We start from the raw sequence: 13,439 nt of genomic DNA, 5'->3' as shown, positions 1-13,439 counted from the left end.
GCGCGACGGCGAGGAGACGGGGGTGGTTGCCGCAGCGAAGGTGCGCTCCCTCGCCCCGCTCATGTCCGCCGAAGCCTTGGCGAAGGCGGATGCGGGGGCGCGACGAGCTGCGCTCGCGCTGAGAGCGTTGGGGTGAGGGGGAGTCTCCGCAGGGGAGGTGAGAGCTGGACTCGCGGAGAGTCCCCCTCACCCGGTATTTGCTGCGCAAATCCCGGCCTCTCCCCGCAAGCGGGGAGAGGCGAAAGAAACCCTACTTCTTCTTCGCCGGTCCGAAATCCGGCTGCCAAGCCGCGTCCTTGCGGCTCGGGGCCGCGGCGATCACCTTGGTCTTGTCCTTCTTCGGCTTCTTGGTTTCGCGGTTGCTGCGTTGCTGTCCCTTGGCCATGGCGTCGGTCTCCTGTGGGGGTTTGAGTTCGTCCAGTTCGTCCGATTGCAGCACGCGTCCGCGCGGCGTGCAGACGCGCACGTCCATGTAGCCCTCGCGCAGCAGCTTCCGCGCCAGCCGCAGCGCGACGGTGGCGCTGCCGCGGCCGAGATTGGAACAGCCATATTCGTTGGTGCCGCTGACGAGATAGGGCACGCGCATTGTCCTAGCCATTGAGGATGGCCGCCGCGCAGACCAGGAGCAGAAGGAACAGCGCGACGTCGACCTGTGGAACGATCCATTCCGGGACGCGAAACCGCGACATCGCACGCTCCTGCCAGAGCATGAAGATCAGCTCTGATAACTGGTCCTACGGCGGGAGCGCACGTGACCCTCAGTCACCGGTCGATGCCGTTGCAGGAAGTGCGGTGATAGGAGCGAGCCTACGCCTGCCCCATGCCAATAGCGAGGACTAAAACGCAGCCCGCAGCCCGCAGCCCGCGGCCCCGGCCGCGCGCGGCGCGGCGACGATAGTGCTGGCTATATCCGCCCAGGGAGCGCATGCTTGTCACAGCCGGCGTCGGTTGGGGCTTCGCTCGCAGGAAGGCAGGCGTCCATGACCATCCGTTCGCGACGAGAAACCGTCACCTTCAGGCATCCGTTCCGCATCAACGGCATCGACCGGTTGCTGCCCGCGGGCAGCTATGACGTCGTCACCGACGAAGAGATGATCGAGGGCCTGTCGTTCCCGTGCTGGCGGCGTATCGCCACCATGATCACGGTGCCGGCCGAAGGCGGGGGCGCCGGCATGACGGAAATGTTGTCGATCGGCTCGGTTGACCTCGCGGACGCGCAAGCCGCGGATGCGCAGGCCGCGCCGGCGAGCGTCGCCCAGAGGGTCGCCCATGACTGACGTCCCGGTGGATCTCGACAGGCATCGCGGCATGGCCGCCCAGAAGGCGACCGACCTGCGCCGCGCGCTGGCCGAGGTCGAGAACAATGTCCGGGAGCTGCGCGAGCGCGAGGCCGATCTCGAGAACCGCCTGATGACCGTGCCCGCCACCTCGTGGCCCGAGGCCGCGGTGAAGGCGCGCTATCTGCTCAACCTCTATGCCGCCAGCCTCTCCACCGAGGACACCCGCCACCGCGCGCTGGTGACGGCGCTGTTCGACGATTTCGCCAGGCTCAGTGGCGACAGCTGAGGCTCAGTGGCGGCAATTGAAGGCCGGCCGGAGCGCGGCAGCGGCAGTGCGCCCGTGGAACACAGCCGTCGTCCTGGCGAAAGCCAGGACCCATAACCACCGAACCGAGTTATTGTGAACGAACGCGGCCACAGCGTGCCTCCACAACGCTGACCGGGATAATGGGTCCTGGCTCCCGTGCGCAATTGCGCACCAGGCCGGGACGACGTCGGAGAATTCGCGGGCCGCGGCGGCATCGAAGCCCCGCGGCGACCGCCAAGGTGCAATCGCGTAAGGGAGTAAGCCATGACACCCACGAGCAGCCGCTTCGTCGGCTACGAACAGGACCGCGGCATCGTCCAGTTCCTGATGCAGGACGGATCGAAGGAGATCGCCTGCGCGATCTCGACCTCCGCGATGGACTATCTCGAGCGCGGCCCGCAGGCGAGGCCCGAGCAGCGCGAAGCCCAGTTCACCCGCCTGCGCGACCGCATCGAAGCGCGCGCCGCGAGCAAGTACCGCGCGACGGAGTTCGAGGGCACGCCGCCGGGGATCGTGCTGCGGAGCATTGATTTTCGGGGGTAGGGGAGGCGGGCTACCGCGGCTGCGACTTGTCCGTCTTGCGCAGGCAGCGATGGAGCTTCGGGACGTTGGAGATGTTCTGCGGGATCTCGTTGCCGATGCCGTCACGCCCCATGGCCGCATCGTCTGTTGACATTAACCGTCTGTTAACCATGCGGTTGCCTAATGTTGACGATGGGGGATCACCATGTCGGCCCATGTGACGCGACCGAGGTTGATGCCTGTTTCGGCCGATCCGGCCATCCGGTCGGTGGCGAGGCTGGCGGTTCGCGCCAAGGCCGTCCTACAGGGCAAAGCGCCTGTCCCACGGAGCAAAGCCATGTTCGGAAAGGACGACTTAGTGGACAATCTCAGCCGCGATCTCGATCGCGCGCGCGGAAGACGAGATGCGCTTGCATCCGAAGCCACGACCCTGACGGCCCAGATCGCCGAAATTGAAGCCCGTCTTTCGGAGGAAAAGAAAAGGCGTGAGCGTGAGCGCGTCTTGAGCGAGGTCGAAGCGATCAAGACGCGAATCAAGCAAGCCGCCGGCGCGTTTGCGCCTGTCGTCGATGGTCTCTCGAGGGCGATCGAGCAGGCTGCGGCGGTTGTGCCCGAGGCGCGCGAGCTCAATAGTTTCCTGGTGTCGGTGGCGACCGAGATCGACAGCGTGCTCGATCCCCTGCTCCGCGAACTGGATCAGCGCGCGGATGCGGTGCGAACCGGACAGGCAGCGCTGGACCTGCCGAGTTCGGCCATTGAAGCGCCGCCCATCGAGCTGCCAAAGGACACCAACGAGCGCCTGCTTCGTTTTCCGGCGTGGCTGTCCCGCGACAGGGAGACGGACAAGAAGGACACCGCCGAGAGCCCGCGCAGCACGGCGGCTTGAAACATCGGCGCGCTGCGCACGCTCTACGCCGTCATTCCGGGGCGCGCCTCTTGGCGCGAACCCGGAATCCATCCCTCAACACGCACTGCGGCCAAATGGATCCTCAGGTGCGCAATTGCGCATCCTAGCTCGCGACTTCGTCGCGCCCCGGGATGACGAGCTGTTGTTGGGCTCGCTGGTTGCCGAGCAGGTAACTCCCCCGCTCGCCACCGCTCAGTTGGCGGCGCGGCGCAGGAAGGCCGGGATATCGAGAGCGGCCTCGTCGGGCAGATTGCGCGCAGGGGCGCGGCCGTAAGGATCGAGCGGCTGAAGCGCCGCCTGCCGCGCATAGTCCAGACCCGGCCTTGCCGGTGGCCCCACGGGGTGGTGCGGCTGCGGGCGGAGCGGCGGGCTTTCCACTTGCGGCAGGGTAGCACTGCGCTCGATGCGATCGGCGATGCGACGGCCGTCGTTGCGCAGCCTGCCGGCGAGCTGCGTGAGGGCGGTTTCCACCGGTAGCGCCTGCTGCGCCGGATCGAGATTATCGATTCCGGTCGCAACCACCGAGACGCGGACGATGCCTTCGAGGCTTTCGTCAAACGACGCACCGACGATGATGTTGGCGTCCGGATCGGCCTCGTCGCGAATGCGGGTCGCGGCTTCGTCGACCTCGTACAGCATGAGATCCCTGCCGCCGGTGATGGAGATGATGAGGCCACTGGCACGCTTGATCGAGGGATTCTCGATCAGCGGATTGGAGATCGCGGCCACGGCGGCGGCGAGCACGCGCTTCTCGCCGGAAGCCTCGCCCCGTCCCATCATCGCCTTGCCCTTCTCCTTCATGACGGAGAGGACGTCGGCAAAATCGAGATTGATCAGACCTTCCTTGACGATGAGGTCGCTGATGCAGGCCACGCCCGAATAGAGCACCTGGTCGGCAAGGGCGAAGGCATCGGCGAACGTGGTCTTCTCGCTGGCCACCCGGAACAGGTTCTGGTTCGGGATGATCAAGAGGGTGTCGACCGTCTTCAGCAGCTCCTCGACGCCGGCTTCGGCAAAGCGCATGCGGCGCTGGCCCTCGAAGTAGAACGGCTTGGTGACCACGCCGATGGTGAGGATGCCGAGCTCGCGCGCAGTCCTGGCGATGATCGGTGCAGCCCCGGTGCCGGTGCCGCCGCCCATGCCGGCCGTCACGAACACCATGTGCGCGCCGGTCAGGTGCTCGCGGATCGTATCGATGACCTCCTCGGCTGCGGCGCGTCCCAATTCCGGCTGCGAGCCGGCGCCGAGGCCTGCGGTGACCGTTGTGCCGAGCTGGATGAGGCGCGTCGCCTTCGACATTGCAAGCGCCTGCGCGTCGGTATTGGCGACGACGAACTCGACCCCTTGCAGCCCGGCCGTGATCATGTTGTTGACGGCGTTGCCGCCGGCGCCGCCGACGCCGAATACGACGATGCGGGCCTTCATCTCGCGAATGTCGGTGATGCCAGTCATTCTGTCCTCGCGGTTGCTCCGGCGGCCGGGAATGGGGAAAGGTTCGAGTGCTACCTGCGAGCCGCGCGATCTGCTTGCACGATCGCAGCGGCCAGATGTCCCAATCGAAGCGCGGCCTGTCCCGCGATCCCGCCGCCAGGGCGGCGACCGGTCCGTAAGTCCGCCACTTCGTCTTCCAGTCGTGCCGCCCACGCATTGGCTGCCGCCGTCTCGGCCGCCGCCTGCATCAGCTCGACGGCCAGACGATCGGCGCGCTCACGCTCTCGCTCGAACACGGCCCTGTAGGCGGCTGCGACTTCTTCGAGCCGCGCGACCTCCGCCTTGAGTGCGTTGATCTCCAGAGCGTTTTCGAGCGAAGTGGGTGCCGGTTCGCGTGAAGAAAACGCGTCAGAACAGGAATCTAGAGCCCCGTTCCGACTTCGTCGGAACGGAAATGGCTCTACCGCCTCGATCTTTGCCATGGCGGCATCGATGTGGCCTGCCTGGCGGGCACGTCGCGGGCGGGACGTGTAGCGGAGCTCGGAGAAATCAACGCTGATCAGGGCCTTGCCATCATCCGACCGCGAGCGCGGCAACCGGCGACGTCTCGCCAGCGAACGAGCGGCCTCGCGCGAGATCTTGAGGCGGGCACTGAGATCGGCATACGTCAACAACGCAACGCACATCGGCGCTTCTCCTGGGGCGAACCGGGAAGGCATTTCGGGCTAATGATGGCTGGACGATCACAGCAGGCTAGGCTGCGTTGGTTAATGCACGGTTAACGCGCGGGGGACACTAACGCCGGGCGTGCGCGCCCGCCCCGAGCAGCGCGAAGCCCAGTTCACCCGCCTGCGCGACCGCATCGAGGCGCGCGCCGCGAACAAGTATCGGGCGACCGAGTTCGAGGGCACACCGCCGGGGATCGTGCTGCGGAGCATTGATTTTCGTGGGTAGGGGGAGGGCAATTGCGGTCGCGCCTTGTCGGTCTTGCGCAGGCAGCGATACAGGTTCAGAACGTTGGAGTTCAACGTCTCGTTGTCGGTGCCGTCAGAGCAGATGACCAGGAGGCTGGCAAGAAAGACTCTTGGCGAAGCTTACTGAAATCCCGTGAGGTCAGTAAGATTGGCGGGACATAATATTTTGAATGGCTGTTATCTCACGGTCTTTTATCATCGTGACAGCTACTCCAACGACAACACCTTCGGCCCCTATATCTTTGTAATGTCCCGCAGACGCGACGGAATATCGAAGCACGGATACTTGAGGCTGATGTAGGCGGCCAGCGAGAATCATCGTGGCGCTGAGTATCTTCGGTCCCATCGGTACGGCAACTATGGTGCTGTTGTGTTTCGTCGAAACTATCAGGTTGGAGATGTCATCGTATGCCCCAGCCATGTCGTTTAGAAAGTAGTCCACTATCTCATAATTTCGCTCGCCGAAATCGAAGCCGAAGTTTGCCTCTCTTCCGGCCTGCTGGAAACGCTCATCAATTCCGTTGGGACGGAAAATGAAGCTGATGTCAGGCTCATGAGCCTCCAAAATGTTGAGGGAAACGCCGTACTCGTAGCCGACGCCTAATAACGCAATTCTACCTGAATCAGGCGGTGCGACTTGCCCTGCGATTGCAGGGTGAGCAGCTGTCGAATTTCTTATAGGAACTAGGGTCCAGACTCAATTGAGCCAATATGCGACGAGAGCGGCGAGATGAACAGCGGCCAAAAAATTACGGGCGAGCTTGTCATATCGCGTGGCGATGCGCCGGAAGTCCTTGAGCCTGCAAAAGCAGCGTTCGATGACATTTCGTCCTTTGTAGGCGCGTTTGTTGAAGCGATGGATGACGACACGGTTAGATTTATTGGGGATTACGGGCTTGGCGCCACGACGAATGATTTCGCCGCGAAGCTTGTCGCCATCATACCCTTTGTCGGCGAGGAGCACGCTCATGGGTGGCGCGAGCGCCAGGACATCGGGAGCCGCAGCGATATCGGCATCCTGGCCTGGAGTCAGATGCAGGACGACCGGCCGGCAGAGCGGATCGCTCAGCGCATGGATTTTTGTCGTGCGGCCTCCGCGCGAGCGGCCGATTGCTTGATTGTGCTCCCCCCTTTTCCGCCGGAGGCACACCGGTGAGCTTTAATCGAGGTCGAGTCGAGCGACAGTACGACGCCGTCTTCGCCAGGCTTGGCCAGCGCTTCGAAGATTGCGCACCATCGTCCTCGCTTGGCCCAGCGATTGAAGCGATTGTAGATCGTCGTGTAAGGGCCGTATTCACGTGGACAATCACGCCATCGTGCACCCGATTGCAGCATGTGAATGATGCCGCTGACGATGCGTCGGTCGTCGTCCCGATCCGGCCCCGTCAGTCCCCTCGGCAGATGCGGTTCGATACGCGCCCATTGCCTGTCGTTCAGCCAAAACAAACCAGCGCGCATTCTCTCGCCCCCGAATCAACACGTAGGCAAGAGAATCACGTGGCGCTATTTAGGTACAGACCCTAGGTCTTTTGGGGGGGCGATATAAGCCGACGGCGAATAGAGGACGAGCATTGTCTCGCCATCGTTCAAACCGTCGAGCACGGTGAGAAGTACGCGTGCCATAAGCGACCGATCCATCGATGACACATCAACGGCAATCCTGACTGGGCCCTCGGTCCGTCTAAGAGATGTAATCAAACGCTGTATGGCTGCCTCAACAACGCCAGTTTGATCAGACGCTAATGTGAAACCCTTCTGTTCGGCAATCCGCGGATTTCCTTCGCACATAGTCAGGAGCGAGTCGTACCCTAAGTAGATATCGGCCAACGCTTTCCTGCTGGGCGGTCGTTCGCCCTGCGAACTGTCTCGTCTAGTAAATGGACTCAATGGCCCGTAGGCAAGTCGACAGGCGACCTGCCAAATATACTTGCGCGCTCGTCCCGCTCTTTGATTCTCATTTCCAAGGTGCATCTCGTCTAAGTTGATGCGTCGATCCTCGATAAACTGACCAAACGCGACGTCGCGCTCCAGCAATGCCTTAAATCGAACGTAGTGACTTCCTGACGGTGGGCTGTAGGCATGCTTCTGGTCGGGTGAAGTATTTGCTTCAGATATTGGCGATCGTCCTAGCACTCGCCAGGCAAAGGTTTGCGCATCGGGATCGGCCTGATCGGCAATATCTCCGGGGCACAAAATCCAGTCGACTGAGAGCCCCTCTTGTCTCAGGATTTCTGGAATTGCTCGGATTGGATTTGCAGGATTGTCCTTGCTCGAAGCAATTAAGAACGACGGTTCGCGCGTGTGCTCTTTTGACGGGCGATAGGCGTGTAGGTCACTTAGGATCAAAATTTGCGTCATTGTGATCGAAATTCGTTGTCAAGACTTCGACGGCATTCTTCCGCGCGTTCGCAAATCCGCTTATGTTTCGACGAACGGTAATTAGGCTTTGCTTCCATCTCTTCCTAAGCAGAAATTTTTTTGTGAGGGCGCTGTCGTAGGTCAGCGCGAATTGGCCGCCGACGTCGTCAATTGCCTCTAAGCAACCCAGCAGTCTCTGCAGATCCTGCTGGCTGAACGCAGAGCGATCATACTCAGTGAAAGGTCTTCTGCGTTTTATTGCGTAAGGCGGATCGAGAAAGAAGAATGCGTCCGATCTTAAATGGGCGGTAATGGTTGCTTCAAAATCGCTTACGCGAAATCTTGCTGACTGAAGGGTGGACGCCGCATCCAAGAACTCGTCCTCGCTCAACATCCTTCCCGTGCGGGACTGGGAGAAGGGGACGTTAAACTGTCCTTTTTTGTTCGTGCGATAGAGTCCGTTAAAGCAATTCCGATTTAGGTAATAGAAGTAGGCCGCTCGCCTGAATTTGTCGCTCGTGTCACCAATTTCTCTTCTAACCCGCAAATATGTTGCCTTCGAACGGCGCAGTCCGGTAGCGATTGTGTAAACAAGATCGGGCTGCTCCCTGCTGCACTTATAGAAGTTGATGAGATCAGAGTTGATGTCCGAGAGCACGGCGCGCCGTGGCTTCTGATCGAAGAACAGGGCGGCGGATCCGCAAAAGGGCTCGATGTAAACGGTAAGCGACGTTCGCGTCCCATTCGCAAAGGTTTGGCGTGGGGATTGCAGTCTGTTGATCAACGTGTTTGCAAATCGTTGGCGGGGGGTATGGAGGCGGCAACGACGGAGAATTACGAGGTGCGGCCGAACGACCAGGGCAGGAGCTCGTCGATCCGGGACTGCGGGTGACCGGTTGCGATCGCTTTGAGCGTCGCTTTCATCCAGACGTAGGGCTCCACGCTGTTGATTTTGCAGGTGGCGATGAGCGAAGCTATGCGCGCCCATGAACGACCACCTTCGTCGTGACCAGCAAATAAACTATTTTTACGCGTCAGAGTCAGCGGCCTGATTTGATTTTCGACGGGATTGGTGTCCATCTCAACGCAACCATCGTCGAGAAACAAGGTGAGGCCATCCCAATGGTTCAGGAGATAGGCGATCGCCTTGCCCATCTCGCTGCCCGGCGACAGGCGAGCGGCTTGCTCGCGCAGAAACCTCTCGAGTTCAGCGACGAGCGGCCGTGATCGCTCGTTACGGGTCGTTTGCCGAGCCGGGGCGTCGGCGCCACGGATCTCCTTCTCGATCGCATAGAGTGCGGCGATGCGCGCGAGAACGGCTTCGGCGATGGGTGAGCCGGCTTTCGGAGTCGCTGCGATGATCTTGCGCCTTGAGTGGGACCAACATGCGGCCAGCCGCAGCGGCACGCCGCCTTTGCGCTTGGGCCGTGCGAGCCGATGATAGCCCTGGTATCCGTCGACCTGAAGGATGCCGTCGAAGCCCTCGAGGATGCGCTCAGCATGGTCACCACCGCGTCCTGGCGCGTAGTGGTAGACCACGATTGGTGGATCAGCGCCGCCGTGGCCGCGATCGTCGCGCAGGACAGCCCACAGATAGCCGGTCTTCGTTCGGCCCCGGCCCGGATCGAGCACAGGCGCCCTGGTCTCGTCTATGAACAAGCGGCCGATTGCTTCATCACGACGCTCATGCGCTCGACCAGCGGCGCGAGGTGGAAGGCGACCGTTCCCATCCAGTCTGCCAGAACGGCGCGATCGATGAAGATGCCATGCCGAGCCAGAACCTGCGACTGACGATAGAGTGGCATGTGCTCGCTGAACTTGGCGACCGCCACCTGCGCCAGCAGCGCCTCGGTGGGGATGCCACCCTCCACGAGATGGGCGGGCGCCGGCGCCTGAGCAACACCGGTGCAGCCCTTTGCGCAGGCGTAGCGCGGTCGCACCGTCTCGATCACACGATACTGGGCGGCCATGACATCGAGACGGCGGGAGCGATCCTCGCCGATCTGGACCATCCGGCCGCAGCCGCAGGGACACTCGAGGTTCTCGGGTTCGATCACCTGCTCGATGCGCGGCAGGTGCGCGGGAAAGGCACGGGCAGCGCGCCTGGTCCGGCGGCTGGACGGCGCCGTGCCGGCGCGGCGCGCACGATCGTCCTGGCGTTCCTGGACTTCGGCGATGGCAATCTCGATGTCCTCGAGAACCAGTTGCATCTGATCGGGATTGAACTTTTCCGAGCGTTTACCGAAACGTGCGCGCTCGTACTCCTTCACGAGCAGTTCGAGGCGTTCGACGCTCTCTTTGGACGCAGCCAGTTCACTCTCGACATGAAGGCGCGCCGAGCATTCATCGTCTGCGCGACGACGCTCGGCTTCAATCATCGCTTCCTGCGCGCGGAAGAGCGCGCGCAAATCGGCGGGCAGCGCTGCAAGACGGGCGGGATCAATGGGGGACGGCGGCACATCCGCAAGCTATCATCCCAAAGCCCCGCGCGAAACAGGTTGTCGGGTCTGAGTCAGTTCGCCGCAGCTGGCGTCGCGACAATCCGTTCGCCCACTCGCTTCCAGTTCACTGCACGCGCGTCAGATGCATGACGCCGTCGCTGATCTGCGGCCACTCGAAACGACCATCGCGGCCAAGGCGCTTGTAGACCAAAACGAGGCCCGTGCCGTCCCATAGCAAAATCTTCAGCCGGTCGGCGCGCTTCGAACGAAAAACCACGATCAGGCCCGAATGCGGATCGAGCCCAAGCGTGTTTTGCACAAGACCGGCCAGCGCGTCGTGCCCGCACCGGAAGTCAACAGGACGCACAGCAAGCACAATCCGCAGTCCCTGCGCCGGAATGATCATGCGCCGCGCTCGATCGCAGTCACGATCTCCGCGATCCGCACCGCCGACACGTCCGCATCCAGGCGGACCGAAACCTTGCCAATCGTAATCTCGACGGGCCCCTCGCTCTTGCCTGACGCCACTGGATCGCTCAGCTCGATCGACACGAAATCCGCCGCGTCGTCCGTGACCAATGCGAGCCGGCCAGCACGCGCCAATCTGCGCCACGTCGTCAACTGCTGGGCCTTCACACCATAACGCCGTGCGACATCACATACCCGGGCGTCGGGCTTCATGCTCTCGAAAACAGCGCGCCCCTTGATCTCCGCAGACCATAACCGGCCTCCAGAACGCGTCCGGCGCGTAAGCTTCCCCACAAAGCCATCAGCTTCGGCTTCCTCCCCCGATTGTTCCATCGCCTTCAGTCTCCTCTCGGCTCTCTGACAAGCCAAGGATCGCAGAGCGAAAGCCGAAGCGAAACCAGTCAATCAAATGGGAGAAAAGCTCCGCTTACTGTAAACGCGTCTATCTAATGGGTAAACGGCTCTGAGAGGTTGCAGCATCTGCCGCTTGCTTCCTGCCCATCGTAGTAATGGTCTCACCCTAATTGCGCCCCAGGTTGATCCGAACTCGGTAGTGGACACGGTAGACCGCAAGCATCGGAACTTACAAGTTTTGGATGTAGGAGCGTCAACTACGACTTTGGATATCCACTGACGGATATGTTTAAGCCCGGCCGAGCCAGTGCCCCTAAAACAAAAACGGCCGGATCTTCCGATCCGGCCGCTACACAAAACTCTACTTGGCTAAGCCTACGCCACGCGACGCAACTTAGCCCCCGCCCAACTCGAAGAAATTCGCTTAGCTGGCCTTCTTGACCGGCGCGGTGACGCCGACCTTCTTCTGGATGGCGCGCTTCAGCTCGAGGGCGCGCGGCGACAGGGCGTCGGCGCTGGCCTTGAGCAGGAAGGCGTCGAGGCCGCCATTGTGGTCGACGCTCTTCACCGCGTTGGTCGAGACGCGCAGGCGCACGTTGCGCTCCAGGGCTTCGCTGATGAACGTCACGTTGACGAGGTTCGGCAGGAAGCGGCGCTTGGTCTTGATGTTGGAGTGGCTGACCTTGTGGCCGACGAGGGGGCCCTTGGCCGTCAGTTCGCAGCGGCGAGACATGTCTCAAATCCTCAATCTAAGCCCCCAACAATTTGCGGCCGCCATTCGGGGCGCCACGGGGGCAAATTCTCTGTCCTTGCAGGGAGCGGCGGACGTATAGGGGGGAAGCGGCGGGACGTCAAGTTTTTGGGGCGGATTTTGAGGCCGCCCGGGCGGTGTCCTCCCTCTCCCGCTTGCGGGGGAGGGCCGGGGTGGGGGTGCCTCCGCGGAGGGGCAGTCGTTATCACGGTTGGTGTCCCCAAGGGGAGAGAGTCCTCACCCGCGCCTTCGGCGCGACCTCTCCGGCAAGCGGGAGAGGTTTCAGAGCCCGCGGCTAAGCGCCCCGATCACCAAAACGGCAATGTTTAAAGTGCCTTACCATCACATAAAGGGCGTATTCGCCCCCGAAGTATCAGGTGGAGTTCCGCGCTTGTTGCGCCCGAACACATTGTTTGCCGCGGTTTTTGGCTTAAGTAACAACCGTCGCGCCCCGATTGGATCGTTTCGTGCCCATTTCCTCCCGATTTGCGCCCAAGCCGCGCATCGCCAGCCCGCGGTCTGCCGCCCGGCTGGCCATGGCGGCCCTGTGCGGGCTGGTCTTCGCCTGGGAGGCGAAGCCGGCCGCCGCACAAGGCAAGCTCGAGGCGCAGTATGAGGCGACGCTGGCAGGCATTCCGGTCGGCCGGGGCGCCTGGAACATCGACATCCAGGACGACGTGTTTGCCGCGGCCGCCTCCGGCGGCACCACGGGGCTCTTGAAGTCGTTCGCGGGCGGGTCCGGCACCGGCGCCTCGCAGGGCCGGGTCGTCAACGGCGCGCTGGTTGCGACCGGCTACCAGGCCTCCACCACCACCTCGAAGAAGACCGAAGAGATCCACATCACGCTCGACAAGGGCAATGTGAAGGAGTTCGGCATCGTGCCGGAGCCGCCGGTCGACCCTGATCGTATCGTCGTCACCGAGGCGCATCGCCGCGGCGTCTGGGATCCGATGACGGCCTCGCTGTTGCGCGTGCCCGGCACCGGCGATCCTGTCACGCCGGACGCCTGCCACAACGCAGCGCCGGTGTTCGACGGCCGCATGCGCTACGACTTAAAACTCGATTTCAAGCGCATGGAGACCGTGAAGGCGGAGAAGGGCTATCGCGGCCCGGTCGTGGTCTGCGCGCTCTATTTCGTGCCTGTCGCCGGCTACATCCCCGACCGCCCCGTGATCAAATACCTCGCCGCCCAGCGCAACATCGAGATCGCCTTCGCCCCGGTCGCCGGCACGCGCATCCTGGTTCCGTTCTGGCTGAAAGTGCCGACGCCGCTCGGCCCCGCGATGCTGGAAGCCACCAGCTTCATCACATCCCCCCAGCCGCCGCGGGTCGCGAAGACGCAGTAAAAGCCGCGCCATACGGGCTACCATTCCTCCGTCATTCCTGGGCGCGCCACTTGGCGCGAACCCGGAATCCATGGTGAGGCGAACCTTGCGGCCTGATAGATTCCGGGTTCGCGACTGGCGTCGCGCCCCGGAATGACGAGCGGAGCGATTCGGCACGCAGCTCCAACGCCTTATCCGCCGTCACCCCGCCAATCCCACGCGCGCCGTTTCTACTGTGCATGGGGTTGTTTTCGCAGTTTTTGTTTTGGCGCCCTCGATCCTTGAATCCATTTGACTCCTCCCCGATTCTGATTCGACTCC

The 13,439-nt window shown here is 62.4% G+C and carries 16 protein-coding genes and 2 pseudogenes; 6 read left to right on the top strand and 12 right to left on the bottom strand.

Going from position 1 to position 13,439, the window contains the following annotated elements; all coding sequences use genetic code 11:
• Window positions 1-250 precede the first annotated feature (250 nt).
• Window positions 251-598, bottom strand: a complete 348-nt coding sequence (locus tag ACFLEY_RS02760; RefSeq protein ID WP_211434017.1) for a hypothetical protein — start codon at window positions 596-598, stop codon at window positions 251-253.
• 382 nt (window positions 599-980) lie between these two features.
• Between ACFLEY_RS02760 and ACFLEY_RS02755 the strand changes: the two genes are divergently transcribed.
• The 3 genes from ACFLEY_RS02755 to ACFLEY_RS02745 all read left to right on the top strand — a co-directional run bounded on the left by ACFLEY_RS02755 (window position 981) and on the right by ACFLEY_RS02745 (window position 2,130).
• On the top strand, window positions 981-1,277 hold the full coding sequence (locus ACFLEY_RS02755; RefSeq protein ID WP_060909863.1) for a hypothetical protein: 297 nt from the start codon (window positions 981-983) through the stop codon (window positions 1,275-1,277).
• Window positions 1,270-1,566, top strand: a complete 297-nt coding sequence (locus ACFLEY_RS02750) for a hypothetical protein (protein ID WP_027545228.1) — start codon at window positions 1,270-1,272, stop codon at window positions 1,564-1,566. The genes ACFLEY_RS02755 and ACFLEY_RS02750 overlap by 8 nt, the downstream gene beginning before the upstream one ends.
• Before the next feature lie 285 nt (window positions 1,567-1,851).
• A complete protein-coding gene (locus ACFLEY_RS02745; protein WP_060909864.1) occupies window positions 1,852-2,130 on the top strand; it encodes a DUF1488 domain-containing protein in 279 nt (92 codons plus the stop codon).
• A 10-nt stretch (window positions 2,131-2,140) separates the two neighbouring features.
• Here the strand turns inward: ACFLEY_RS02745 and ACFLEY_RS02740 are convergent, their stop codons facing one another.
• A complete protein-coding gene (locus ACFLEY_RS02740) occupies window positions 2,141-2,263 on the bottom strand; it encodes a hypothetical protein (RefSeq protein ID WP_257787568.1) in 123 nt (40 codons plus the stop codon).
• A 183-nt stretch (window positions 2,264-2,446) separates the two neighbouring features.
• On the opposite strand from ACFLEY_RS02740, the gene ACFLEY_RS02735 reads away from it, so the two are divergent.
• On the top strand, window positions 2,447-2,995 hold the full coding sequence (locus ACFLEY_RS02735) for a hypothetical protein (RefSeq protein WP_236842158.1): 549 nt from the start codon (window positions 2,447-2,449) through the stop codon (window positions 2,993-2,995).
• Window positions 2,996-3,208: 213 nt separating this feature from the next.
• Here ACFLEY_RS02735 and ftsZ read toward each other — a convergent pair whose 3' ends face one another.
• Both ftsZ and ACFLEY_RS02725 read right to left on the bottom strand, forming a co-directional pair.
• Entirely contained in the window at window positions 3,209-4,468 is a 1,260-nt protein-coding gene (gene ftsZ, locus ACFLEY_RS02730; protein ID WP_060909865.1) for a cell division protein FtsZ, read from the bottom strand.
• Between the two features lie 50 nt (window positions 4,469-4,518).
• A complete protein-coding gene (locus ACFLEY_RS02725) occupies window positions 4,519-5,133 on the bottom strand; it encodes a hypothetical protein (protein ID WP_060909866.1) in 615 nt (204 codons plus the stop codon).
• Between the two features lie 127 nt (window positions 5,134-5,260).
• Between ACFLEY_RS02725 and ACFLEY_RS02720 the strand changes: the two are divergent.
• Window positions 5,261-5,401 (top strand): annotated as a pseudogene (locus ACFLEY_RS02720) (DUF1488 domain-containing protein); the annotation flags it as partial.
• Between the two features lie 159 nt (window positions 5,402-5,560).
• On the opposite strand, the gene ACFLEY_RS02715 reads toward ACFLEY_RS02720, so the two are convergent.
• From ACFLEY_RS02715 to rpmB, 8 genes and pseudogenes are all read right to left on the bottom strand, one after another.
• A complete protein-coding gene (locus ACFLEY_RS02715) occupies window positions 5,561-5,986 on the bottom strand; it encodes a hypothetical protein (protein ID WP_060909867.1) in 426 nt (141 codons plus the stop codon).
• A gap of 132 nt (window positions 5,987-6,118) precedes the next feature.
• Window positions 6,119-6,879, bottom strand: a protein-coding gene (locus ACFLEY_RS02710; RefSeq protein WP_110115998.1) for an IS5 family transposase whose coding sequence is annotated in 2 segments (ribosomal slippage) — window positions 6,119-6,540 and window positions 6,540-6,879 — 762 coding nt in all. Because the reading frame shifts where the segments join, the coding sequence is not laid out codon by codon here.
• Between the two features lie 45 nt (window positions 6,880-6,924).
• Window positions 6,925-7,779 (bottom strand): hypothetical protein, encoded by an 855-nt coding sequence (locus ACFLEY_RS02705; RefSeq protein ID WP_129557426.1) that lies wholly within the window; start codon window positions 7,777-7,779, stop codon window positions 6,925-6,927.
• Window positions 7,754-8,563, bottom strand: coding sequence for a Dam family site-specific DNA-(adenine-N6)-methyltransferase (locus tag ACFLEY_RS02700; protein ID WP_060909868.1), 810 nt, complete (start codon window positions 8,561-8,563; stop codon window positions 7,754-7,756). The genes ACFLEY_RS02705 and ACFLEY_RS02700 overlap by 26 nt, the downstream gene beginning before the upstream one ends.
• A 50-nt stretch (window positions 8,564-8,613) precedes the next feature.
• A pseudogene (gene tnpC / locus ACFLEY_RS02695) lies at window positions 8,614-10,157 on the bottom strand (IS66 family transposase).
• Window positions 10,158-10,344: 187 nt separating this feature from the next.
• Window positions 10,345-10,626, bottom strand: coding sequence for an IS66 family insertion sequence element accessory protein TnpB (gene tnpB, locus ACFLEY_RS02690; RefSeq protein WP_060909869.1), 282 nt, complete (start codon window positions 10,624-10,626; stop codon window positions 10,345-10,347).
• Complete coding sequence (locus ACFLEY_RS02685) at window positions 10,623-11,021, bottom strand: transposase (protein WP_026192391.1); 399 nt, start codon at window positions 11,019-11,021, stop codon at window positions 10,623-10,625. The genes tnpB and ACFLEY_RS02685 overlap by 4 nt, the downstream gene beginning before the upstream one ends.
• A gap of 445 nt (window positions 11,022-11,466) precedes the next feature.
• Window positions 11,467-11,775, bottom strand: coding sequence for a 50S ribosomal protein L28 (rpmB, locus tag ACFLEY_RS02680; RefSeq protein ID WP_011082994.1), 309 nt, complete (start codon window positions 11,773-11,775; stop codon window positions 11,467-11,469).
• A 554-nt stretch (window positions 11,776-12,329) separates the two neighbouring features.
• Here rpmB and ACFLEY_RS02675 point away from each other — a divergent pair.
• Complete coding sequence (locus ACFLEY_RS02675) at window positions 12,330-13,139, top strand: DUF3108 domain-containing protein (protein WP_060912835.1); 810 nt, start codon at window positions 12,330-12,332, stop codon at window positions 13,137-13,139.
• Window positions 13,140-13,439 lie beyond the last annotated feature (300 nt).

It is taken from the genome of Bradyrhizobium sp. YCK136, assembly GCF_044570075.1.
In the GTDB taxonomy this organism is placed as follows: Bacteria; Pseudomonadota; Alphaproteobacteria; order Rhizobiales; family Xanthobacteraceae; genus Bradyrhizobium; species Bradyrhizobium diazoefficiens.
The sequence above is the reverse complement of the archived record's forward strand: the minus strand, read 5'-3'. Positions and strand labels throughout refer to the sequence as shown.

Bases quoted from the DNA above. Each gene is read 5' to 3' on its own strand.
- ACFLEY_RS02705 (WP_129557426.1), bottom strand. From the start codon at position 7,779: ATGACGCAAATTTTGATCCTAAGTGACCTACACGCCTATCGCCCGTCA.
- ACFLEY_RS02750 (WP_027545228.1), top strand. From the start codon at position 1,270: ATGACTGACGTCCCGGTGGATCTCGACAGGCATCGCGGCATGGCCGCC.
- ACFLEY_RS02725 (WP_060909866.1), bottom strand. From the start codon at position 5,133: ATGTGCGTTGCGTTGTTGACGTATGCCGATCTCAGTGCCCGCCTCAAG.
- ACFLEY_RS02675 (WP_060912835.1), top strand. From the start codon at position 12,330: ATGGCGGCCCTGTGCGGGCTGGTCTTCGCCTGGGAGGCGAAGCCGGCC.
- ACFLEY_RS02735 (WP_236842158.1), top strand. From the start codon at position 2,447: ATGTTCGGAAAGGACGACTTAGTGGACAATCTCAGCCGCGATCTCGAT.
- rpmB (WP_011082994.1), bottom strand. From the start codon at position 11,775: ATGTCTCGCCGCTGCGAACTGACGGCCAAGGGCCCCCTCGTCGGCCAC.
- ACFLEY_RS02745 (WP_060909864.1), top strand. From the start codon at position 1,852: ATGACACCCACGAGCAGCCGCTTCGTCGGCTACGAACAGGACCGCGGC.
- ACFLEY_RS02740 (WP_257787568.1), bottom strand. From the start codon at position 2,263: ATGTCAACAGACGATGCGGCCATGGGGCGTGACGGCATCGGCAACGAG.
- ACFLEY_RS02760 (WP_211434017.1), bottom strand. From the start codon at position 598: ATGGCTAGGACAATGCGCGTGCCCTATCTCGTCAGCGGCACCAACGAA.
- ACFLEY_RS02685 (WP_026192391.1), bottom strand. From the start codon at position 11,021: ATGGAACAATCGGGGGAGGAAGCCGAAGCTGATGGCTTTGTGGGGAAG.
- ftsZ (WP_060909865.1), bottom strand. From the start codon at position 4,468: ATGACTGGCATCACCGACATTCGCGAGATGAAGGCCCGCATCGTCGTA.
- ACFLEY_RS02755 (WP_060909863.1), top strand. From the start codon at position 981: ATGACCATCCGTTCGCGACGAGAAACCGTCACCTTCAGGCATCCGTTC.
- tnpB (WP_060909869.1), bottom strand. From the start codon at position 10,626: ATGATCATTCCGGCGCAGGGACTGCGGATTGTGCTTGCTGTGCGTCCT.